18 protein-coding genes are annotated in these 20,370 nt (G+C 69.0%); 5 read left to right on the top strand and 13 right to left on the bottom strand.

From position 1 onward, the window contains the following. The first annotated feature begins 48 nt into the window (after window positions 1-48). Window positions 49-1,092 (top strand): aromatic ring-hydroxylating oxygenase subunit alpha, encoded by a 1,044-nt coding sequence (locus H3H55_RS17435; protein ID WP_193099548.1) that lies wholly within the window; start codon window positions 49-51, stop codon window positions 1,090-1,092. Between the two features lie 55 nt (window positions 1,093-1,147). Beyond that, complete coding sequence (locus H3H55_RS17430) at window positions 1,148-2,158, top strand: PDR/VanB family oxidoreductase (RefSeq protein WP_193099547.1); 1,011 nt, start codon at window positions 1,148-1,150, stop codon at window positions 2,156-2,158. Window positions 2,159-2,199: 41 nt separating this feature from the next. Here the strand turns inward: H3H55_RS17430 and H3H55_RS17425 are convergent, their stop codons facing one another. The 3 genes from H3H55_RS17425 to H3H55_RS17415 all read right to left on the bottom strand — a co-directional run bounded on the left by H3H55_RS17425 (window position 2,200) and on the right by H3H55_RS17415 (window position 6,517). Beyond that, window positions 2,200-4,104 (bottom strand): feruloyl-CoA synthase, encoded by a 1,905-nt coding sequence (locus tag H3H55_RS17425; protein WP_193099546.1) that lies wholly within the window; start codon window positions 4,102-4,104, stop codon window positions 2,200-2,202. 91 nt (window positions 4,105-4,195) lie between these two features. Then, the gene (locus tag H3H55_RS17420) at window positions 4,196-5,647 is read right to left on the bottom strand and encodes an aldehyde dehydrogenase (protein WP_193099545.1); all 1,452 of its coding nucleotides are present in this window, start codon (window positions 5,645-5,647) and stop codon (window positions 4,196-4,198) included. A 42-nt stretch (window positions 5,648-5,689) separates the two neighbouring features. After that, window positions 5,690-6,517 (bottom strand): p-hydroxycinnamoyl CoA hydratase/lyase, encoded by an 828-nt coding sequence (locus tag H3H55_RS17415; protein WP_048246169.1) that lies wholly within the window; start codon window positions 6,515-6,517, stop codon window positions 5,690-5,692. A gap of 188 nt (window positions 6,518-6,705) precedes the next feature. Here H3H55_RS17415 and H3H55_RS17410 point away from each other — a divergent pair, with 188 nt between their 5' ends. Continuing rightward, a complete protein-coding gene (locus H3H55_RS17410; protein ID WP_413463985.1) occupies window positions 6,706-7,587 on the top strand; it encodes an amidohydrolase family protein in 882 nt (293 codons plus the stop codon). Between the two features lie 90 nt (window positions 7,588-7,677). Here H3H55_RS17410 and H3H55_RS17405 read toward each other — a convergent pair whose 3' ends face one another. The 7 genes from H3H55_RS17405 to H3H55_RS17375 all read right to left on the bottom strand — a co-directional run bounded on the left by H3H55_RS17405 (window position 7,678) and on the right by H3H55_RS17375 (window position 16,123). Beyond that, on the bottom strand, window positions 7,678-8,580 hold the full coding sequence (locus H3H55_RS17405; RefSeq protein ID WP_193099544.1) for an SMP-30/gluconolactonase/LRE family protein: 903 nt from the start codon (window positions 8,578-8,580) through the stop codon (window positions 7,678-7,680). A 59-nt stretch (window positions 8,581-8,639) separates the two neighbouring features. Further along, window positions 8,640-9,659, bottom strand: a complete 1,020-nt coding sequence (gene araH / locus H3H55_RS17400) for an L-arabinose ABC transporter permease AraH (protein ID WP_048246172.1) — start codon at window positions 9,657-9,659, stop codon at window positions 8,640-8,642. Between the two features lie 31 nt (window positions 9,660-9,690). Next, a complete protein-coding gene (araG, locus tag H3H55_RS17395) occupies window positions 9,691-11,250 on the bottom strand; it encodes an L-arabinose ABC transporter ATP-binding protein AraG (RefSeq protein WP_193099543.1) in 1,560 nt (519 codons plus the stop codon). A gap of 21 nt (window positions 11,251-11,271) precedes the next feature. After that, on the bottom strand, window positions 11,272-12,285 hold the full coding sequence (locus H3H55_RS17390; protein WP_129516077.1) for an arabinose ABC transporter substrate-binding protein: 1,014 nt from the start codon (window positions 12,283-12,285) through the stop codon (window positions 11,272-11,274). Window positions 12,286-12,360: 75 nt separating this feature from the next. Continuing rightward, the gene (locus H3H55_RS17385; protein ID WP_193099542.1) at window positions 12,361-13,290 is read right to left on the bottom strand and encodes a Gfo/Idh/MocA family protein; all 930 of its coding nucleotides are present in this window, start codon (window positions 13,288-13,290) and stop codon (window positions 12,361-12,363) included. 25 nt (window positions 13,291-13,315) lie between these two features. Beyond that, window positions 13,316-14,245 carry a dihydrodipicolinate synthase family protein gene (locus H3H55_RS17380; RefSeq protein WP_193099541.1) on the bottom strand — a complete coding sequence of 310 codons (930 nt, stop codon included), beginning with the start codon at window positions 14,243-14,245 and terminating at the stop codon, window positions 13,316-13,318. Between the two features lie 126 nt (window positions 14,246-14,371). Beyond that, the gene (locus H3H55_RS17375; protein WP_193099540.1) at window positions 14,372-16,123 is read right to left on the bottom strand and encodes an IlvD/Edd family dehydratase; all 1,752 of its coding nucleotides are present in this window, start codon (window positions 16,121-16,123) and stop codon (window positions 14,372-14,374) included. Between the two features lie 114 nt (window positions 16,124-16,237). Here H3H55_RS17375 and H3H55_RS17370 point away from each other — a divergent pair, with 114 nt between their 5' ends. After that, window positions 16,238-17,188: a LysR substrate-binding domain-containing protein gene (locus H3H55_RS17370; RefSeq protein ID WP_048246179.1), complete on the top strand. Its 951-nt coding sequence runs from the start codon at window positions 16,238-16,240 to the stop codon at window positions 17,186-17,188. A 79-nt stretch (window positions 17,189-17,267) separates the two neighbouring features. Here H3H55_RS17370 and H3H55_RS17365 read toward each other — a convergent pair whose 3' ends face one another. Both H3H55_RS17365 and H3H55_RS17360 read right to left on the bottom strand, forming a co-directional pair. Then, the gene (locus H3H55_RS17365) at window positions 17,268-17,912 is read right to left on the bottom strand and encodes a glutathione S-transferase family protein (RefSeq protein WP_193099539.1); all 645 of its coding nucleotides are present in this window, start codon (window positions 17,910-17,912) and stop codon (window positions 17,268-17,270) included. A 21-nt stretch (window positions 17,913-17,933) separates the two neighbouring features. Further along, window positions 17,934-18,410, bottom strand: coding sequence for an OsmC family protein (locus H3H55_RS17360; protein ID WP_129516080.1), 477 nt, complete (start codon window positions 18,408-18,410; stop codon window positions 17,934-17,936). A gap of 130 nt (window positions 18,411-18,540) precedes the next feature. On the opposite strand from H3H55_RS17360, the gene H3H55_RS17355 reads away from it, so the two are divergent. Continuing rightward, a complete protein-coding gene (locus H3H55_RS17355; RefSeq protein ID WP_193099538.1) occupies window positions 18,541-19,182 on the top strand; it encodes a GntR family transcriptional regulator in 642 nt (213 codons plus the stop codon). A gap of 99 nt (window positions 19,183-19,281) precedes the next feature. Here H3H55_RS17355 and H3H55_RS17350 read toward each other — a convergent pair whose 3' ends face one another. Further along, a complete protein-coding gene (locus tag H3H55_RS17350) occupies window positions 19,282-20,322 on the bottom strand; it encodes a LacI family DNA-binding transcriptional regulator (protein WP_193099537.1) in 1,041 nt (346 codons plus the stop codon). Window positions 20,323-20,370: the final 48 nt, after the last annotated feature.

Below are 20,370 nucleotides of genomic sequence, written 5' to 3'. Positions count from 1 at the left end.
CTCATCCGACGACACACACGGCGTGCGCACACGCCATGGAGGAGACGCATGTTCCTGAAAAACACGTGGTATGTGGCTTGCACGCCGGACGAATTCGCCGGCAAGCCGCTGGGGCGGCAGATTTGCGGCGAACGCATGGTGTTCTTTCGCGACGCGGACGGCGCGGTCACCGCGCTCGAGGATTTCTGCCCGCACCGCGGCGCGCCGCTGTCGCTCGGCACCGTGCGCGACGGCCGGCTCGTGTGCGGCTATCACGGGCTGACGATGGGCGCGGACGGCAAGTGCACGAGCATGCCGTGCCAGCGCGTCGGCGGCATTCCGGCGATCCGACGCTATCCGGCCGTCGAGCGGCACGGCTTCGTGTGGGTGTGGCCGGGCGACCCGGCCCAGGCCGACCCCGCGACGATTCACCGGCTGCACTGGGCCGACGATCCGGGCTGGGCGTATGGCGGCGGTCTCTATCACATCGACTGCGATTACCGGCTGATGATCGACAACCTGATGGACCTCACGCACGAGACCTACGTGCATGCATCGAGCATCGGGCAGCCGGAGATCGAGGAAGCGCCGCCCGCGACGAAAGTGAACGGCGACACGGTCACGACCAGCCGCTTCATGGAAGGCATCGTGCCGCCGCCGTTCTGGGCCGCCGCGCTGCGCGGCAACGGGCTCGCCGACGACGTGCGCTGCGATCGCTGGCAGATCTGCCATTTCACGCCGCCGAGTCACGTGATGATCGAGGTGGGCGTCGCGCACGCGGGCAAGGGCGGTTATCACGCGGACCCGCGCGACAAGGTGTCGAGCATCGTCGTCGATTTCATCACGCCGGAAACCGAGACGTCGATCTGGTACTTCTGGGGGATGGCGCGCAGTTTCGCGGTGGACGACCGCGCGTTGACGGAGACGATCCGCACCGGACAGGGCGCGATCTTCGCCGAGGATCTCGACATGCTCGAGGCGCAGCAGCGCAACCTGCTGCGCTGGCCGGACCGGCCGCTGCTGAAGCTGAACATCGACGCGGGCGGCGTGCAGTCGCGACGCGTGCTCGACCGGCTGATCGACCAGGAGCGCGCCGTCGCGCTGCCGTGCTGACCGCGTGCCGCATCGCCGCCGCATGGCGGTGCGGCGCCCCTACCCCACCATTCCCATGAAAGTCACGCTCATCCGCAAGCTTCCCGTCGCGACCGACATCTGCGCGTTCGAACTCGCGCCGGCAGACGGCACACCGCTGCCGCCGTTTACGGCCGGCGCGCATATCGACGTCCACGTCGGCGGCTTCGTCCGCCAGTATTCGCTGTGCAACAGCCCGTCGGAGACGGGCGTCTACCGGCTCGGCGTGCTGCGCGAGCCCGCGTCGCGCGGCGGCTCGCTCGCGATGCACGCATGCGAGCCCGGCACGACGCTCGACATCAGCGCGCCGCGCAACCACTTCGCGCTCGACCCGCGGGCCGCGCACACCGTGCTGCTCGCCGGCGGCATCGGGATCACGCCGCTGCTCAGCATGGCCGCGCACCTGATCGAGGCCGGCCAGTCGTTCGAGCTGCATTACTGCGCGCGCGAACCGGCGCGCGCCGCGTTCCTCGACCGGCTCGACACGCCCGGGCTCAAGGCCCGCACGCGGCTCTGGTTCGACGACGCGCCGGACGGCCGGCGCATCGATTTCCCGCACGTGCTCGCGAAGCCGGATGCGCACACGCACCTGTACGTGTGCGGCCCAGGCGGGTTCATCGGCGCCGTGCTCGCGGCGGCCGCGCAAGCCGGCTGGGATCCTGCGAACGTGCATCGGGAGTATTTCGGCGCGGCCGGCTTAGGTGCGGCCGGCATAGGTGCGACCGGCTTAGGCGCGGCCGGCTCGGACGCCGCGGTTGCCCCGGGCGAAGACGGAGCCGACCACGCGTTCCAGGTCTCGCTCGCGCAATCGGGCCGCGTCGTCGACGTGCCGGCCGGCACGACGATCGTCGACGCGCTGCGTGGCTGCGGAATCGACGTGCCGGTATCGTGCGAGCAAGGCGTGTGCGGCACCTGCCTCACGCGCGTGCTGTCCGGCACGCCCGATCATCGGGACGTCTACCTGACCGACGACGAACGCGCGGCCAACGATCAGATGCTGCCGTGCTGTTCGCGTGCGGTCACGCCGCTGCTGGTGCTGGATCTGTGAAAGTGCGTGCGGCGCGGTAGACGCGCCGCAGCGTGCGCGCCTTATGCGCCGCGCGTCGCGCCGGCGACGATCACGCCCGCATCGGCCGCGTCGCGCGCATACATCGCTTCGATCACGGCCGCGCGCTGCGTCAGCACCGCGCGCTGGTTGATCGAACCCTTGTCGGTGATTTCGCCGAGATCGAGCGACGGCGGCGTGTCGAGCAGGCACAGCCGCGTGATGACCGTCGCGCTGCCGGTCGCGTCGCGATTCAACCGCTGCAGCAGGTCCGCAAAGAACGCGCGCACGGCAGGCGCCTGCAGCACGGCGCGCACATCGGCGTCCGGCCCCGCGCCCGCGAGGCGGCGGCAATCGTCGACGCGCGGAAAGATCATCGCGCCGACGTCGTCGCGGTTCATCCCGGTCACGACCGCGTCCTGCACGTACGGCGCGCCGTTCGACACGATCCGCGCACGCATCGGCCCGACGCTCACGAAGGTCCCCGTCGACAGCTTGAAATCCTCGGCGATCCGGCCGTCGAACATCAGCCCGATCTCCGGACGCCGCGGGTCGACGAAGCGCACCGCGTCGCCGCTGCGGTAGTAGCCTTCGTCGTCGAACACCTCGCGCGCGTCGTCGCCGCTTGCGCGCCAGTAGCCGGCCATCACGTTCGGCCCCCGAAAGCGCGCCTCGAGCTTGCCGTCCACCGGCACCAGCTTCGCGTCGCAGCCAGGCGCGGGCAGGCCGATGTAGCCGGCGCCCGACATCGGCCCGGTGGTGAACATGCACGACGGCGCGGCTTCGGTCATCCCGAGGCCCGCCATGATCCGGATCTGCTCGCCGCAGTGCGCAAGCGTCACGCGTTCGAGCCGGTCCCACGCGGCCTGCGACAGCCCCGCGCCCGCGAAGAAATACATCTTCACGCGCGAGAAGAAGGTCGCGCGCAGCGCCGCGTCCGTTTCGAGCGCGGCGGTCAGCTCCTCCCAGCCTTTCGGCACGTTGAAGTACACCGTCGGCGCGATCTCGCGCAGGTTGCGCAGCGTCTCGTCGAACTTGCCCGTGACCGGCTTGCCGTCGTCGATGTACAGCGTGCCGCCGTTGTACAGCGCAATCCCCACGTTGTGGCTGCCGCCGAACGTGTGGTTCCACGGCAGCCAGTCGACCAGCACCGGCGGCTCGATGCCGAATTGCGGAAACGTTTCGAGCAGCATCTGCTGGTTGCTGCACAGCATCCGGTGCGTGGTCGGCACCGCCTTCGGCAGCCGCGTCGAACCGGACGTGAACAGGAACTTGGCGATCGTATCGCCCGTGATCGCATCGTGCGCGGCGTCGACGCTGCCCGGCGCGGTGTCGAGCAGCGACGCGAAGCGCGTGACGCCGCGCATCCCGTCCGCCGCCGACACGACCACACGCTCGACATCGGGTGGCACCGTCGCATCGAGCGCGGCACGAAACGCATCGCCGTCCGCGGCAAACACGAGCCCCGGAGTCAACAGCGCCAGCGCATGGCGCAGCTTGCCGTAGTCGCTCGACACGAGCGAATACGCGGGCGACAGCGGTGCATACGGAATGCCGGCCCACAGCGCGCCGAACGCGACCTGCAGATGTTCGAGATCGTTGCCGGACAGGATCGCGACCGGGCGCTCGGCCGACAGCCCGCGATCGAGCAGCGCCTGGCCGATCGCGCGTGCGCGTTCGAGCATCTGCGCATAGCTGATGCCGATCCATGCGCCGTCGGGGCCGCGCCGCGCGACGAGCCAGCGGTCCGGGTGCGCCTGCGCACCGCTGACGAGCCGGTCGGTCAGCCGGCGCGGATACGCGCCGAGCGCGGTCGATGCGCGCAAGGTCCAGCAGCCGTCGCGTTGCGCGATGTCGGGCGGTGCCGCACCGATCGCGACGGGGCGGTAGCCGGCGAGGGCGGGCTGCGCGGCGGCGAGGCCGCGCAGTTGGGTCGGATCCGCATCCAAGGTCTGTCTCCAGTCGGTTCCGCCGGCGCGCGCGCGGCGCGCGGCGGGAACTTCATTGTGTCGTTGTCGGTGCCGCGCCGCGGCGGCCTGCTCAGATCGGGTAGTGGCGCGGCGCGGTCTGCACGGTGATCCAGCGCAGGTCGGTGAATTCGGCGATCGACGCCTTGCTGCCGAACCGGCCGTAGCCGCTCGCCTTCACACCGCCGAACGGCATCTGCGCCTCGTCGTGCACGGTCGGGCCGTTGATGTGGCAGATGCCCGACTCGATCCGTTTCGCGACCTGCATCGCGCGTGCGATGTCGCGGCTGAACACCGCGGCAGCCAGCCCGTATTCGCTGTCGTTCGCGGCCGCCAGCGCCGCTTCGTCGCCGTCGACGCGCTGCACGGTCACGACCGGCCCGAACGATTCGTCCGCGTAGAGCTTCATGTCGCGCGTGACGCCGTCGACGATCGTCGGCTGCATCACCGCGCCGTCGACTTCGCAGCCGAGCGGCAACGCCGCGCCGTGCGCACGCGCGTCGGCGACCAGCGCCGCGATGCGCTGCGCGGCCGCCGCGCTTTCCAGCGTGCCGAGCACGACGCCCGGTGCGGCCGGGTTGCCCGCCTTCAGCGTACGCGCCTTCGCGACGAGCCGCTCGACGAACGCATCGGCGACTTGCCGGTCGACGATCACGCGTTCGGTCGACATACAGATCTGGCCCTGGTTGAAGAACGCGCCGAACGCGACCGCGTCGACCGCCGCATCGAGATCCGCGTCGTCGAGCACGAGCACCGGCGCCTTGCCGCCGAGTTCGAGCAACGCCGGCTTCAGGTGCTGCGCGGCGAGCGTCGCGACGATCCGGCCGACGCGCGTCGATCCGGTGAAGTTGACGCGCCGCACCGCCGGGTTCGCGATCAGCCGTTCGACGATTGCCGGCGCGTCCTGCGGCGCATGCGTGATCACGTTGACGACACCATCGCCGAGCCCCGCGTCATGCAGCACGCTACCGATCAGCCGGTGCACGCCCGGGCAGCCTTCGGACGCCTTCAGCACGACCGTATTGCCGCACGCGAGCGGCATCGCGAGCGCGCGGGTCGCGAGAATCACCGGTGCGTTCCAGGGCGCGATGCCGAGCACGACGCCGCACGGCTGGCGCACGGCCATCGCGAGGCTGCCCGGCACATCGGACGGGATCACCGCGCCATCGATCTGCGTCGTCATCGCGGCGGCCTCGCGCAGCATGTTCGCCGCGAGCATCACGTTGAAGCCGTACCAGTTCGCCATCGCGCCGGTTTCGGCACGACCGATCTCGATGAATTCGCCGGCGCGGGCGTCCATCCGGTCGGCCGCCGCGAGCAGCCGCCGGCGGCGCTCGGTCGGCGCGAGCGCCGCCCACGCGGGAAACGCGCGTGCGGCCGCCGCGACCGCGGCATCCGCATCGGCGAGCGTCGCCGCGGCGGCGCGCGACGCCACCTGTCCCGTCGCCGGATCGATCCGGTCGAACGTGCCGCCATCCGACGCGCCGCGCGACACGCCGTCGATCAACAAACTCACTTCGTGCATTTCGCTGTCTCCGCTCAGTCCGGTTGCGTGCCGCGTCGCGCGTCAGCGCTTGTACGCCTGCAGGCCCGGCTTGATGCTCTTGTCGTCGAGGAACTGCTTGAGGCCCTGCTCGCGGCCGCCTTCCGGATCGCGATAGTTCGCCTGGTCGAGCTTCGCGTACAGGTAGTCCTCGTTCTGCTCCCACGTCAGTTCGCGGCAGCGCTTGAAGCCGTGCTTCGCATTGCGGATCACGACCGGATTCTTGTCGAGCAGTTTCGCGGCGAGCGCGCGCACTTCGTCGCGCAGTTGCGCACGCGGCACGCTCTTGTTGACGAGCCCCATCTTCGCGGCCTGCTGCCCGGTGAAGGTATCGCCGGTCATGATGTAGTACAGCGCCTCGCGATGCCCGACCGTGTCCGCCATCGCCTTGCTGACGAGGTTGCCCGGCGGGATGCCCCAGTTGATCTCCGACAGGCCGAACACGGCTTCGTCGGCCGCGATCGCGAGATCGCACGCGACGAGCGGCGAGAAGCCGCCGCCGAAACACCAGCCGTTGACCATCGCGATCGTCGGCTTTGCATACATGCGCAGCAGCTGCCACTGCCAGCGGCTCGCGTCGCGGCGGATCTTTTCCTGCAGGATCTCCGGGCCCGCGTCCACTTCGCGGAAATACTCCTTCAGGTCCATCCCGGCCGTCCATGCATCGCCCTCGCCGGTCAGCACGAGCACCTGCGCGTCGGCGTCGAGCTCGACCGCTTCCAGCACGTCGATCATCTCCGTGTTCAGCGTCGGGCTCATCGCATTGCGCTTGTCCGGGCGGTTCAGCGACACCCAGGCGATCCCGCCCTCGACCTCGACCTTCACCGTCTTCCAGCGACCTTCGTAACTCATCTTCGTTCTCCAATGACCGTGCCGCCCTGCGCGACTCGACGCCAATTTACTATCAGGTAACCTGATATGTAAAGTAGAATGGAAGCGGCTCGGGACAAACCCCTAAACGGGCACGAACGCGCGGTTTCGCGCCGCGCGGCGCCTGCCCTTCACGACATGAGGAGACACGCTTGGACGTCCGCAACCTGATGGCCATCGACACGCACGTGCATGCCGAAGTGTCGTGCTGCCAGCCGCCCGACCTGTTCGCGAAGGCCTTCGACGACGCGGCCGACAAGTACTTCGGCACGGTGCTGAAGCAGGGCCGCCGGCCGACGATTCCGGAGACGATCGCGTATTACCGCGAGCGCCGCATCGGCTTCGTGATGTTCACCGTCGACTGCGAGACGAACATCGGCCGGCGCCGCATTCCGAACGAGGAGATCGCGCAGTTCGCGCAGGACAACGCCGACGTCATGATCGCGTTCGCGAGCATCGACCCGCACAAGGGCCGCTTCGGCGCGCGCGAGGCGCGCCGCCTGATCGAGGAACACGGCGTGAAGGGTTTCAAGTTCCACCCGACGATGCAGGGGTGCTTTCCGAACGACCGGCTCGCGTATCCGATCTACGAGGTGATCGCCGAACACGGGCTGCCGGCCGTGTTCCACAGCGGCCATTCGGGGATGGGATCGGGTATGCGCGGCGGCGGCGGGCTGCGTCTGAAGTACTCCGAACCGATCCATCTCGACGATGTCGCCGCCGATTTTCCGGACATGAAGATCGTGATCGCGCACCCGTCGTGGCCGTGGCAGGAGCAGGCGCTGTCGATCGCGCTGCACAAGCCGAACGTCTACATCGATCTGTCGGGATGGTCGCCGAAGTACTTCTCGCCGGAGCTGGTCAAGTATGCGAACACGCTGCTCAGGCACAAGGTGCTGTTCGCATCGGATTTTCCGCTGATCCGGCCGGATCGCTGGCTGGAGGATTTCAACGGCGCCGGGTTTCGGCCCGACGTGCATCCGCTGATCCTGAAGGACAACGCGGTGGAATTGCTGGGACTGGGGCTGGAACTCGACGCGCCACGCGCGTGACGCGCCGAGTGATGAGTGATGAACGCGCCGATCGAAGCGTGGCGGCCGGCGCGGTGGTGCGCCGATGCCGCGTTTGCCGCGCCGCGGCGCTCAGGTTGCGCGCCGCGGGATGAACCGTGCAGTCGGCAGCCCCGCATGCCGCGTCTGCGCGACGAACACGCCGCCCGCATGCGCGTCGCTTGCCAGCGCATCGTCGCTCAACCCGACGCGCGCACTCGTCACGTACAGCCGCCCGTCGCCGTCGAGCGCCGCGCAGCTCGGCTGCGCGGTCGGCACGTCGACGCGCTCCGTCTCGACGCCGTCCGCGCCGTAGCGCACGACCCGCCGGCCGCCCCACTGCGCGTTCCACAGGCCGCCGTCGCGATCGATCGTCGAGCCGTCCGGGTCGCCGTCCGCATCGGTCAGGCGCGCGAACGACCGCACGTTCGCGACGTCGCCATCCGTGCGGTAATCGCAGACGAAAATCTCGCGCACCAGCGAATCGCAGAAGTACATCTTCGAACCATCCGGCGAAAACGCGATGCTGTTCGCGATCGCCGCCGCCGGCAACGCGAGCCGTTCGAGCGTGAGGTCGGGATTGAGCCGGTAGAACCCGCCGACCGCGCGCGGCGGCTCGCCGCCTTCGTCCTTCATCCCGAACACGAACGCGCCGGACGGGTCGCAGCGCCCGTCGTTCAAGCGCGTCGGCAGGTCGGGCTCGACGTCGACGATCCGCGTGAACGCGCCGCTGCGCAGGTCGAAGAACGCGAGATGCGTCGCGAGCCCGACGAGCAACACGTCCGGATCATGCGTCAGCGCGAAGCACGCGAGCCGCTCGGGCATCGCCCACGGCGTCAGGTCCGAACCGTCCGCGCGGCATCGCCACAACTGCGCGCCTTCGATGTCCACCCAGTACAGCACTTTCGTCGCATCGCACCACGTCGCGCCTTCGCCGAGCGTGTTGCGGCTGTCGGCCAGCAGCGTCGCCGACGCGGCCGGAAATTTCTGTTGCATGCCGTCTCCCGATATCTGTCGCGAATGACCGTCGCGTTCGCGGGCGGCCGCGCTGCCGGTCAGATCTTCATCGCGCGCCGCTGGTTGCGACGATACTGGTCGAACAGCACCGCGAGCAACAGAATTCCGCCGCGTATCAGATATTGGTAAAAGGTCGGTACGTTCAGCAGGCTCATCGCATCCTGCACCGCGCCCATGATCAGCACGCCGACCAGCACGCCGGAGATCGTCGCGACGCCGCCCGTCAGCGACACGCCGCCGAGCACGCATGCGGAGATCACGCCGAGTTCGAGACCGACCGACGTCTTCGGGTCGCCTAGGCTCATCCGCGACGCGAGCATCACGCCGGCGAAGCCCGTCACGAGCCCCTGCAGCACGAACACGGCGATCTTGATGCGCATCACCGGCAGCCCCGCGAGCAGCGCGGCCTCGCCGTTGCCGCCGACGGCCAGCACGTTCTTGCCGAACACCGTCTTGCGCAGCAGGAAGCCGAACACGACGAAGCCGACGATGTTGCTCCAGATCGGATACGAGATGCCGAGGAACGAGCCGGCCCCGAGTTCGAAGAAACGCTCCTCGGAGATCATCACCGCGTCGCCGTTCGACGTGATGAACGCAAGCCCGCGCACGACCTCCATCATCGCGAGCGTGACGATCAGCGAATTGATCCGGTAGCGCGCGATCAGCACGCCGTTCACGAGCCCGACCGCGCCGCCCGCGAGCACGCCGGCCGCGGTACCGAACAGCACGCTGTGCGTCGCGGTGATCAGCGTCGACGCGACGACGCCCGAGAACGCGACGATCGACGCGACCGACAGGTCGACCTCGCCGAGCGCGAGCACGAACATCATCGTCACCGCGATCGAACCGATCAGCGTGACCGACAGCAGCAGGCCCTGGATGTTGCGCGGTGTGAGGAAGTCCGGCACGGTCAGCGACAGCGTCGCGAACAGCACGAGAAACACCATCACGATGCCGGAACGGTTGATCAGCTGCCATACGCCGCCGCGCGCTCGCGCGGGTACGGCGGCGGCATCAGGGGACGGAGAAGTGCGTTGGGGTTGCATTGCCTGGCTCATATCATTTGCATTCCGGTTGAACAGCAAGCCGCTAACGCGGCAGCGCGAGCTTGATCAGCGCGTCGGGCGTGGCCTGCGCCTTCGCCACCTCGCCCGCGATCCGTCCTTCCTTCATCACGATGATCCGGTCCGACACGCCGATCACCTCGGCCAGATCGCTCGACACGAGGATCACCGTGCGGCCCGCTTCCGCGAGTTCGTAGAACAGGTTGTAGATTTCCGCGCGCGCACCGACGTCGATGCCGCGCGTCGGCTCGTCCATCAGGAACACGTCGATGCGCTCGGCGAGCCAGCGCGCCAGCACGACCTTCTGCTGGTTGCCGCCGGACAGCGCTCCGATCGGCGTATCGCCGTCGCGGGTCTTGATCGCGAGCCGCTCGATGTAGCGCTGCGCGAGCTCGCGTTCGCGCCGCGTGTCGAGCAGCACGCGCGCCGGGCTGAAATGGCGGCGCGCGCTGATGTTCAGGTTGTCGGCCACCGACGCGATCGCGACGATGCCCTCCTGCTTGCGGTCTTCCGGGCACAGCGCGATGCCGGCGCGCACCGCGTCGCGCGGGCTCGCAAACGCGACGCGCCGCCCGCCCAGTTCGACGTGCCCGGCGCTCGGGCGCACCGCGCCGTACAGCAGCTTCATCAGTTCCGAACGGCCCGCGCCGACGAGCCCGAAGAACCCGACGATCTCGCCGCGCCGCGCGGCGAACGACACCGGCTCGGCCAGCCCGGGCCCCGCCAGCCCTTTCGCCTCGATCAGCACGTCGCCGGCCGCGCGCGGCCGGTAGCCGTACACGTCCTCGATCGAGCGGCCGACCATGCAGCCGATCAGCCGGTCGCGGTCGAGTTCGGCGACCGAATCGAACGTATCGATCCGGCGGCCGTCGCGAAACACGGTCACGCGATCGCACAGTTCATAGACCTCTTCCATCCGGTGCGTGACGTAGATAATCGCGCGGCCTTCCGCGCGCAACGCGCGGATGATCCGGAACAGCTGCGTCGTCTCGCGCGCGGACAACGAGCTCGTCGGTTCGTCGAACGCGATCACGCGCGCGTCGCGCATCAGCGCCTTGCCGATCTCGATCATCTGGCGCTGACCGATCGACAGGTACTTCACGGGGATGCCCGGATCGATGTGCTCGCCGAGCCGTTCCAGCGCATCGAGCGCGCGCGCGGCCAGCGTGCGCTCGTCGACCACGCCGAGCCGGCTCGGCAGTTGCCCGAGCATCAGGTTCTCGGCGACCGTCAGCTCGGGCACCAGATGCAGCTCCTGGTAGATGATCGCGATGCCGGCCTCGAGCGCCGCGCGCGTCGACGCGAAGCGCTGCACCGTACCGTTCAGCGTCAGCGTGCCGGCCTGCGGCTGGTTCACGCCGGACAGCACCTTCAGCAGCGTCGATTTCCCCGCGCCGTTCTCGCCCATCAGTCCGTGCACTTCGCCCGCGCGCACCGACAGCGACACGGCGTCGAGCGCACGCACGCCCGGAAACGTCACCGTGATGCCGTCGAGCGCGAGCAGCGGGCCGCCCGGCGGCGGCGTACCGGTTTCGGCCGTGACGTCGTCGCCACCGGACACGGCCGTCATCGTCTGCGTCGTCATCGCGTTCTCGCCCCGCGCCGCTCAGATGCCGAGCTCGGCGCGCACCGCCTGCCAGTTGGCGCGCGTCATCAGCTTGCCGCTCGTCTGCGTGTCGGCCGCCGGCGTCTTGCCGTTGCGGATCCAGTCGACGAGGTTCTGCGTGCTGTCCTTGCCGTGGTTCGTCGAGCTGACCGCGATCGTCCCGTAGAAGCCGGTCGGTTCCTTCTTCTGGAACTCGGCGAACGCTTCGCCCGCGCCGTTGATGCCGACGCCGATCACGTCGGCCGCCGGGATGTGCAGCTGTTCGGTCGCGCGCACCGCGCCGAGCACGGTTTCCTCGTTCAGCGCGTAGACCACCCATTTCTTCACGTTCGGATGGCGCGCGAGCACCGGTGCGGCCGCGCTGAAGCCGCCTTCGTCGTCGGTCGTCTTCTGCGGCGCGTCGAAGATGTTCTCCTGGCGGAAGCCGTTCGCGAGCAGCGCCTGCGTCGCGCCGTCGGTGCGCAGCTTCGCGGTCGGCAGCTCGTAGTTGGTGATCCGCAGCGCGCCGACTTCCTCGGGTTTCCAGCCGCGCCGCTTCATCTCGTCGGCGATCGCCTGGCCGACCTGGTTGCCGATCTTGGTCGCCGACATCCCGAGGTGCGGCACGCTCGCGAGCGGCTTGCCGGTCGAATCGACGAGCTGGTCGTCGACGGTCACGAACTTCATGTTGTAGCGCTTCGCGCGCGCGGCGATCGCCGGGCCGAGGCGCACGTCGGGGGCGCAGATCACGAAGCCCTGCGCGCCCTGCGAGCCGAGGTTGTCGATCGCGGCCAGCACCTTCTCGCCGTCGGGCGTGCCGATCTTCACGACCGAGAAATTCTCCTTCTGGCCGAGCGCGGACGCCGCGTTCTGCTCGTTGATGAACCACGCCTGCTCGGGCATCTTCACCAGGAAGCCGATCTTCAGCGGCGCGTCGGCGCGCGCGGCGCCCTGCATGCCGAGCGGCGCGATGCAGAGCGCGGCCAGCAGCGCGCGCAACGTGTGTCGGCGGATCGTGTGAATCGTGCGGGTCATGCTGTGTCTCCTTGGTATCGGCCTGGGCCGTAATGATTCATCGTGCGCGGGCGCGGCAACGCGCGCCCGGCAGGTTCAGCGGCCGAACGCGTCGGTCTGCACGCGCCGGCCGAACAGGAACGCGTCGGCGACGAGCCGCAGCGGCCGCACGTCGACGTCGCTTTCGCCACGCGCGATCAGCGCGCGGAAGTGCGCATACAGCGCCGGATACTCGCGCTCGGGGCCGATCTCGACCGGCTCGCCCGCAATCGACAATTGCGCGCCGCCGCGGCTGATCGCGAGCACGCCGTCGGCCGTATCGACCGCGATCTCCCATTGCTCGACCGGGCCGTGCCGCCAGTCGAATTCCGCGCGCACCGGCACGCCGTCGGTATCCGCGCAATCGAGTTCGGCCGCGATCGGCGTCTGCACGTCGCTCGGCACGAACAGCGTCGCCTCGCGCAGCACGAGCTCGCGCGGCAGGATCCGCGTGACGATCGACAGCGCGTTGATGCCCGGATCGAACACGCCGAGGCCGCCGGGCTCCCAGATCCACTGCTGCCCCGGATGCCAGCGCCGCACGTCCTCCTTCCAGCGCACCTGCACCGCGCGGATCGTGCGCGTCGCGAGCCACGCGCGGGCGGGCTCCACCGCGCTGGCGCAGCGCGAATGCCAGGTCGCGAACAGCGTGAGGCCGCGTGCGTGCGCCAGCGCTTCCAGCGCGGCCACTTCGCCGAGCGTCGCGCCCGGCGGCTTCTCGAGCATTACGTGCTTGCCGGCTTCGAGCGCGGCACGCGCCTGCGCATAGCGCACCTGCGGCGGCGCGCACAGCGACACGGCGTCGAGCTCGCGCTCGGCGGCCAGCAGCGCCCGCAGATCCTGATAGTTGTGCACGCCGCTGACTTCCGCGTGGCGGCTCGCGCAGGCCGTCAGCCTGAAGCCGGGTTCGGCGGCGATCGCCGGAAGGTGCTGGTCACGCGCGATCTTGCCGATCCCGACGACACCCAGCGAAATCGGATCACTCATCGTGCATTCCTCCTGTTGCGCCCGTTCAGTGCGCCCAGCGCAGCACGAGCGGGTCGAGCCGGCGCGCGATCGCGAGCAGTTCCGCGCGCGTGTCCGGATGCAGTTCCGGCATCGGATGCCGCGGCCGCTCGCACGCGATCACGCCGCCTTCGCGCATCAGCGCCTTCGCGGTGAGGATCCCGGACTGGCGGTTCTCGTGATTGATCAGCGGCAGCCACGCCTGGTAGCGCGCATACGCGTCTTCGTGGCGCCCTTCGCGCCACGCTTCGAGGATCGGCCGGATGCCGTCCGGATACGCGCCGCCCGTCATCGCGCCGGTCGCACCCGCATGGAGATCGGCGAGCAGCGTGATCGCCTCCTCGCCGTCCCACGGCCCCTCGATCGCGTCGCCGCCGAGCCGGATCAGCTCGCGCAGCTTGTTCGCCGCACCAGGCGTCTCGATCTTGAAATAGGCGACCTGCTCGATCTCGCGCGCCATCCGCGCAAGGAACGGCGCCGACAGCGCGGTGCCGCTCGCGGGTGCGTCCTGGATCATGATCGGGATCGCGATCGCGTCGGACACGCGGGCGTAGAAATCGAAGATCTGCGCTTCGGGCACGCGGAACGTCGCGCCGTGATACGGCGGCATCGTCATCACCATCGCCGCGCCGAGCTGCTGCGCGCGCAGGCTGCGCGCCGCGCACACCTGCGTGCTGTAGTGCGACGTCGTGACGATCACCGGCACGCGGCCCGCGACGTGTTCGAGGATCGTGCGCGTGAGCACGTCGCGTTCGTCGTCGGTGATCGCGAACTGCTCGGAGAAGTTCGCGAGGATGCACAGCCCGTCCGAGCCCGCGTCGATCATGAAATCGACCGCGCGCTTCTGGCTCGCGAGATCGAGCTCGCCGTTATCGGCAAACGTCGTCGGAACGACGGGGAAGATGCCGCGATAGCGCGGCGTGCTGCTCGAAGTCATGGTTCGGGTCCTGCGTCGGCGTGGAGGGTGTCCGGCCGTCAAGCGTTCACGGTTCGACGATGCGCGAGCCGCGGCCCGCAAACGGCGGCGGCGCGCGTTTGCGGCGCATCTCGCGCCGCACGCCGCTCAATGCGAATGGCTCGGCACGTCCGCGCCGCGCGTGCCGACCAGGAAGTCGAGGTCGCACCCCTCGTCGGCCTGCAGCACGTGATCGATGTACAGCCGCGCGTAGCCGCCCTTGCCGAGCTGGCCGGCCACGCCCGGCGCCGCGGTCGGATCGACGTCCGACAGGCGGCGCTGCAGTTCGTCGTCCGCAATGTCGAGATGCAGCGTGCCGGCCTCGCAGTCGAGTTCGATCCAGTCGCCGTTGCGCACGGCCGCGAGCGGCCCGCCGGCAGCGGCTTCCGGCGCGACGTGCAGCACGACCGTGCCGTACGCGGTGCCGCTCATCCGCGCGTCGGAAATCCGCACCATGTCCTTCACGCCCTGGCGCAGCAGCTTCGGCGGCAGCCCCATGTTGCCGACCTCGGCCATCCCCGGATAACCGCGCGGCCCGCAGTTCTTCAGCACGAGCACGGAACTCGCATCGACATCGAGCGCTTCGTCGTTGATCGTGGCCTTGTAGTGTTCGAGGTTCTCGAACACGACCGCGCGGCCGCGATGCTTGAGCAGCTCGGGGCTCGCCGCCGACGGCTTGAGCACCGCGCCGCGCGGCGCGAGATTGCCGCGCAGGATGCGGATGCTGCCGTCCGCGATCAACGGCCGGTCGAGCGGGCGGATCACCTCGTCGTCGAAGTTCGGCGCTTCGCGCACGTTGTCCCACAGCGACTTGCCGTTCACCGTCAGCGCGTCCGGGTTCGGCAGCAGCCCGCCTTCGCCCAGCCGGCGCAGCACGGCCGGCAGCCCGCCCGCGTAATAGAACTCTTCCATCAGGAAGCGCCCCGACGGCATCAGGTCGACGATCGTCGGCGTGTCGCGGCCGATGCGCATCCAGTCCTCGAGTTCGAGCGGCACGCCGATGCGGCCCGCGATCGCCTTCAGGTGGATCACCGCGTTGGTCGAGCCGCCGATCGCCGCATTCGCGCGGATCGCGTTCTCGAACGCCGCGCGCGTCAGGATCTTCGACAGCACGAGCCCTTCGAGCGCCATCTCGACGATGCGGATGCCCGACATGTGCGCGAGCACGTAACGACGCGAATCGACGGCAGGAATCGCCGCGTTGTGCGGCAGCGCGACGCCGAGCGCCTCGGCCATGCACGCCATCGTCGACGCGGTGCCCATCGTATTGCAGGTGCCGGCCGAGCGCGACATCCCGGCTTCGGCCGACAGGAAGTGATGCAGGTCGATCTCGCCGGCTTTCAGCGCTTCGTGCAGTTGCCACACGGCCGTGCCCGACCCGATGTTCTTCCCTTCGAGCTTGCCGTTCAGCATCGGGCCGCCCGACACGACGATCGCCGGCACGTCGCAGCTTGCCGCGCCCATCAGCAGCGCGGGCGTCGTCTTGTCGCAGCCGGCGAGCAGCACGACCGCGTCGATCGGGTTGCCGCGGATCGCTTCCTCGACGTCCATCGACGCGAGGTTGCGCGTGAGCATCGCCGACGGCCGCAGGTTCGATTCGCCGTTCGAGAACACCGGGAACTCGACCGGGAACCCGCCCGCCTCGGAGATGCCGCGCTTCACGTGCTCGGCGAGCTTGCGGAAGTGCGCGTTGCACGGCGTCAGTTCGGACCACGTATTGCAGATGCCGACGATCGGCCGGCCGTCGAACTCGTGATCGGGGATGCCCTGGTTCTTCATCCAGCTCCGGTACATGAAGCCGTTCTTGTCGTTCGTGCCGAACCATTGGGCGGAGCGCAGCCTGGGTTTTGTTGCCGACATCGTCAGTCCTGTGGTGACGGGATACCGGCGCAGTCTAGGCAGAATTTTGATAACTCGCTAATGACGTTTTAGGCGATTACGATATCGATTCCGATATCGATATAAACCCGTACGATGCCCGATACCAGCCCGTGGGGAAACCGCGGCCGCCTGAAGACCCGCCAGCTCCTGCTGGTCGTCGCGCTCGCCGACGAAGGCAGCATTCATCGCGCGGCGGCCGCGCTGAACATGACGCAGCCGGCCGCGTCGAAGCTGCTGCGCGAACTCGAGGAATCGATCGGCGCGGTGCTGTTCGAGCGCCTGCCGCGCGGGATGCGACCGACGCTGTACGGCGACGCGCTGATCCGCCACGCGCGCGCGGCGCTCGGCAGTCTCGACCAGGCGCACGAGGAACTGGCCGCGCTGAAGGCCGGCCATCTCGGGCATGTGGCGGTGGGTGCGATCACGTCGCCGGGCCTGCGGCTCGTGCCGCCGGCCGTCGCGGCCGTGAAGGGCACGCATGCGGGCCTGCACGTGTCGGTCGAGATCGACACCAGCAACGTGCTGCTCGAACATCTCGCGCAAGACAAGATCGACATCGTGCTCGGCCGGCTCTCCGCCGAACACGACAAGCTGCGCCTGCGCTACGAGCCGCTGACCGGCGAGTCGGTAGCCGCCGTCGTGCGGCCCGGCCATCCGCTGCTCGCACAGGCGCCGCTGTCGCTCGCGGACGTGCAGCGCGCCGCGTGGGTCGTGCCGCCGGCCGGCAGCGTGCTGCGCCACCGTTTCGAACTCGTGTTCCAGCGCGCGAGCCTCGCGCCGCCCGCGAACCTCGTCGAGACGTCAGCGCTGCTGTTCATCACGCAGCTGCTCGAACAGAGCGACATGATCGCGGTGCTCGCGGACGACGTCGCACGCTACTACGCGCGACACGGGATCGTCACGGTGCTGCCGCTGGAGATGGATTGCCGGATGGACGATTTCGGGATCATCACGCGCACCGACCGGCTGCATTCGCCGGCCGTCACGGTGATGGCCGACGCGATCCGCGCGGCCGCGCGCGAGGTGTACGGCGTCGCGCTGTGACGTGACAGCGGTCGGGGCATTGGCGGATCGCCCGGCACGCATGCCCGTCGAATGACGGGCATGCGGCGTCTATCGCCCGTTACACCCAGGGCTGCGTGAGCCCTTCGGTCTGCAGCGCACGCTGGATCGCCGGGCGCTCGAGAACCCGCTGCAGATAGCCGCCGAGGATCGGCCGTTGCCGCGCCGGCTCCGCAAAGCCGCGGGTCCAGCGGCACAGCATCAGCGCATACGGATCGAGCACCGTGTAGTGCGCGCCGAGCAGCCAGGGGCCGCCGCCCGCATCGAGCTGGGCTTCGAGCTGATCCAGCAGCGTGCCGACTTTCGCCTCCGCATGCGCCTTCACCTGCGCGGCGCCCGCCGCATTGCCCGCATCGACCCAGCGCTCCGGATAGAAATACGCGATCAGCGTCGCCTGCAGCGTGTTCGTGAGCCACATCAGCCATTTGTAGAACTGCGCGCGCGCCGGCGTGCCGATCGGCGGTGCAAGCTGTTGCTCCGGATGCGTATCGGCGAGATGCAGGCAAATGGCGGCGGTTTCGTACAGCACGAGGTCGCCGTCGACCAGCACCGGAATGAGTCCGTTCGGATTGAGCGCGAGGTAGTCCGGCGACTTGTGCCGGTCGCACGCGCGGTCGACGTATTCAAGCTCGAACGGCTTGCCGATTTCTTCGAGCACGCAGTGCGGCGCCATGCTTGCGTTGCTCGGGTAGTAGAAGAGCTTCATCGTGGTTCCATCGCTCGCGCGTCACGCCGCGGCGAACTCGATAACCGGTTCGCAGCGGATCGGGAAATTGACCGAGTTCGCAACATAGCACTTCGCATGCGCCGCATGGTGCAGACGCTCGGCCAGCTCGCGATCGTCGCCGGCCTGGATGGTCACGTGCGGGTGCAGCACGATTTCGGTAAAGCGTCCCGGCTCGGGATTGTCGACCATCGTCCCTTCCGCATCGTCGACATAGGCGAGCACGCGGATACCGGCATCGGCGCACAGATGCAGGTACCAGAGCTTGTGGCACGCCGAGGCCGATGCCAGCAGCAGGTCTTCGGGGTTCCAGCGCGACGCGTCGCCACGGAACGCCGCATCCGACGAACCGGGAATGTCCGGCTTGGAACCGGACCGGATCACGTGCTCGCGGCCGTACTCGCGATATCCCGACGTGCCGGTGCCGCGGTTGCCGATCCACTGCACTGCGACGCGATACTTGTGTTCACCAGATGCCATCTCGCTCTCCATTGATATCGGTTGCTTCTGCCGGGCCGGATGTCGTTTCAAGGCGCCCGCCCATGGTCGCCATTGTGGCACCGGATCTCCATTTGGTATACCATTATTCCAAATTGAGGAGCACGCACGCATGGAAGCCAAACTCGACTCCACGGCGGATGCGGTAGCCGCGTCGCTGCGGGACATGATCATCAACGGCGAACTGGAGGCCGGCGAGCGGCTCGTCGAGCGCGACCTGGCCGACCGGTTCGGGATCAGCCGGATTCCGATGCGCGAAGCCATCCAGCGCCTGGAGCGCGAAGGGCTGCTCGATATCTTCCGGAATCGCGGCGCCGTCGTGCGCATGCTGACCGCAGCGGACGTGCAGGAAATCTACGACCTGCGCGCGCTGCTCGAAGGCGACGCGATCTACCGGAGCGTGAAACGGCTCGACGACGAGACGCTGGCGCGCGCCGAACTCGTGCATCGCCTGCTGGGCGACGCGACCGTGCCGCGCCGGCAGGGCGAGCTGAACCGCGAATTCCATGCGTTGCTGTATTCGTGCTGCGGCAACGCGCGGCAGTTGAAGGCGATCGGCGAGCTGCGCAGCCAGGTCGAGCGCTACGAGCGCCTGCAGGCCACGCTGCTCGCGGATACCCCGTCGTTCCAGGTCGAACACGACGAGATCCTGCAGGCGTGCCGCGAACGCAATGCGCGCGCGGCCCGCTCGATGACCGTCGCGCATCTCGAATCGGCCAGAGGCATCGTCATGCGGCTCGTCGAAGGCGAGTGACGCGCATACGGCGCACGCACGTCGCTACACCACGCACGGCTTCGTACCGGGTCGCGCCGATTGCGTCGGCAAACTCGACGTAGCCGGCGCAGCCACGCATCAAGTCGACCGCGTCGCGCTCCCGCGCCGCACGCGACCGGTCGTGCCGCGCACCACCAGCCGCGGCAGCGACGCGATACGCACGCGCGACGCGTCGTCGCTGCGGCCGCCCGCCTCCCGCAACGCGTTGAGCAGTTCGACCGCGAGGCCCGCGGCTTCGGCGGTCGGAATCGCGACGGTCGTCAGCGTGGGGCGCGTGTCGCTTGCCAGATGGATGTCGGTCATGCCGACGATCGACAGGTCGTCGGGCACGCGCCTGCCGCGATCGGCCGCCGCGTGCAGTGCGCCGATCGCGGGCAGGTCGTTGGTGGCGACCAGCGCGGTCAGCCGCGGATGCGCATCGAGCAGCCGGCCCGCCGCGCGCACACCGCCTTCGATCGAATCGGGCTCGGCCGCGACGATCGACGCGTCGAGCCCCGCTTCGCGCATCACGTCGACGAAGCCGTCATAACGCGCCGCCTGCACGCCGCTCGCCGACCCGCCGACGATCACGCCGATGCGCTCATGCCCGAGTTCGAGCAGATGCCGCGTCGCGATCCGCCCCGCCTCGCGGAAATCGATGGCCACGCACGGCAGTCCGTCGGGCGGCGCGTCGGGCCGCTCCCACAGGCACAGCACGACCGGCACGCCGCGCCGCGCGACGTCGAGCAGATCCGGCAGGTGCAGGTTCGCATTGGTCACGAGAATGCCCTCGGAGATCGTGCCGGCGATCTGGTCGAGGTACGCACGCCCCTGCAACGGATCCTCGTTCGTATTGCAGACGATCAGGAACTGCCCGTTGCGGCGCACCGCGCGTTCGACCGCCAGCGCGAACTCCGGGTAGAACGGGTTCGCGATGCTCGATACCATCAGCGCGACCGTCGGCGCGCGCCCTTCCGCCAGCGCCCGCGCGGCGAGATGCGGCCGATACCCGAGCGCCTGCACGGCCTCCAGCACCCGTGCGCGCGTGGCTTCGCCGACCCGGCCGCGGTCGCGCAGCACGTTCGATACCGTTGCGGCCGTCACGCCGGCGCGGCGCGCAACTTCATCCAGTGTCGCCATGGTTTGCTCACTATATGAGACGTCGATCCAGTATTTGCTTCGCTCACC

Origin of the sequence: Burkholderia sp. Z1 (assembly GCF_014893795.1) — a bacterium.
Classification (GTDB): Bacteria; Pseudomonadota; Gammaproteobacteria; order Burkholderiales; family Burkholderiaceae; genus Burkholderia; species Burkholderia theae.
Note: the sequence above shows the minus strand (reverse complement) of the source record. Positions and strands in the feature narration are given on the sequence as shown.

Excerpts from the sequence above, each read along its gene's own strand:
- H3H55_RS17410 (WP_413463985.1), top strand. The coding sequence starts at position 6,706 with ATGGCCATCGACACGCACGTGCATGCCGAAGTGTCGTGCTGCCAGCCG.
- H3H55_RS17350 (WP_193099537.1), bottom strand. The coding sequence starts at position 20,322 with ATGGCGACACTGGATGAAGTTGCGCGCCGCGCCGGCGTGACGGCCGCA.
- H3H55_RS17390 (WP_129516077.1), bottom strand. The coding sequence starts at position 12,285 with ATGACCCGCACGATTCACACGATCCGCCGACACACGTTGCGCGCGCTG.
- H3H55_RS17405 (WP_193099544.1), bottom strand. The coding sequence starts at position 8,580 with ATGCAACAGAAATTTCCGGCCGCGTCGGCGACGCTGCTGGCCGACAGC.
- H3H55_RS17415 (WP_048246169.1), bottom strand. The coding sequence starts at position 6,517 with ATGAGTTACGAAGGTCGCTGGAAGACGGTGAAGGTCGAGGTCGAGGGC.
- araG (WP_193099543.1), bottom strand. The coding sequence starts at position 11,250 with ATGACGACGCAGACGATGACGGCCGTGTCCGGTGGCGACGACGTCACG.
- H3H55_RS17380 (WP_193099541.1), bottom strand. The coding sequence starts at position 14,245 with ATGACTTCGAGCAGCACGCCGCGCTATCGCGGCATCTTCCCCGTCGTT.
- H3H55_RS17420 (WP_193099545.1), bottom strand. The coding sequence starts at position 5,647 with ATGCACGAAGTGAGTTTGTTGATCGACGGCGTGTCGCGCGGCGCGTCG.
- H3H55_RS17360 (WP_129516080.1), bottom strand. The coding sequence starts at position 18,410 with ATGGCATCTGGTGAACACAAGTATCGCGTCGCAGTGCAGTGGATCGGC.
- H3H55_RS17385 (WP_193099542.1), bottom strand. The coding sequence starts at position 13,290 with ATGAGTGATCCGATTTCGCTGGGTGTCGTCGGGATCGGCAAGATCGCG.
- H3H55_RS17375 (WP_193099540.1), bottom strand. The coding sequence starts at position 16,123 with ATGTCGGCAACAAAACCCAGGCTGCGCTCCGCCCAATGGTTCGGCACG.
- H3H55_RS17365 (WP_193099539.1), bottom strand. The coding sequence starts at position 17,912 with ATGAAGCTCTTCTACTACCCGAGCAACGCAAGCATGGCGCCGCACTGC.
- H3H55_RS17370 (WP_048246179.1), top strand. The coding sequence starts at position 16,238 with ATGCCCGATACCAGCCCGTGGGGAAACCGCGGCCGCCTGAAGACCCGC.
- H3H55_RS17435 (WP_193099548.1), top strand. The coding sequence starts at position 49 with ATGTTCCTGAAAAACACGTGGTATGTGGCTTGCACGCCGGACGAATTC.
- H3H55_RS17430 (WP_193099547.1), top strand. The coding sequence starts at position 1,148 with ATGAAAGTCACGCTCATCCGCAAGCTTCCCGTCGCGACCGACATCTGC.
- H3H55_RS17355 (WP_193099538.1), top strand. The coding sequence starts at position 18,541 with ATGGAAGCCAAACTCGACTCCACGGCGGATGCGGTAGCCGCGTCGCTG.
- araH (WP_048246172.1), bottom strand. The coding sequence starts at position 9,659 with ATGAGCCAGGCAATGCAACCCCAACGCACTTCTCCGTCCCCTGATGCC.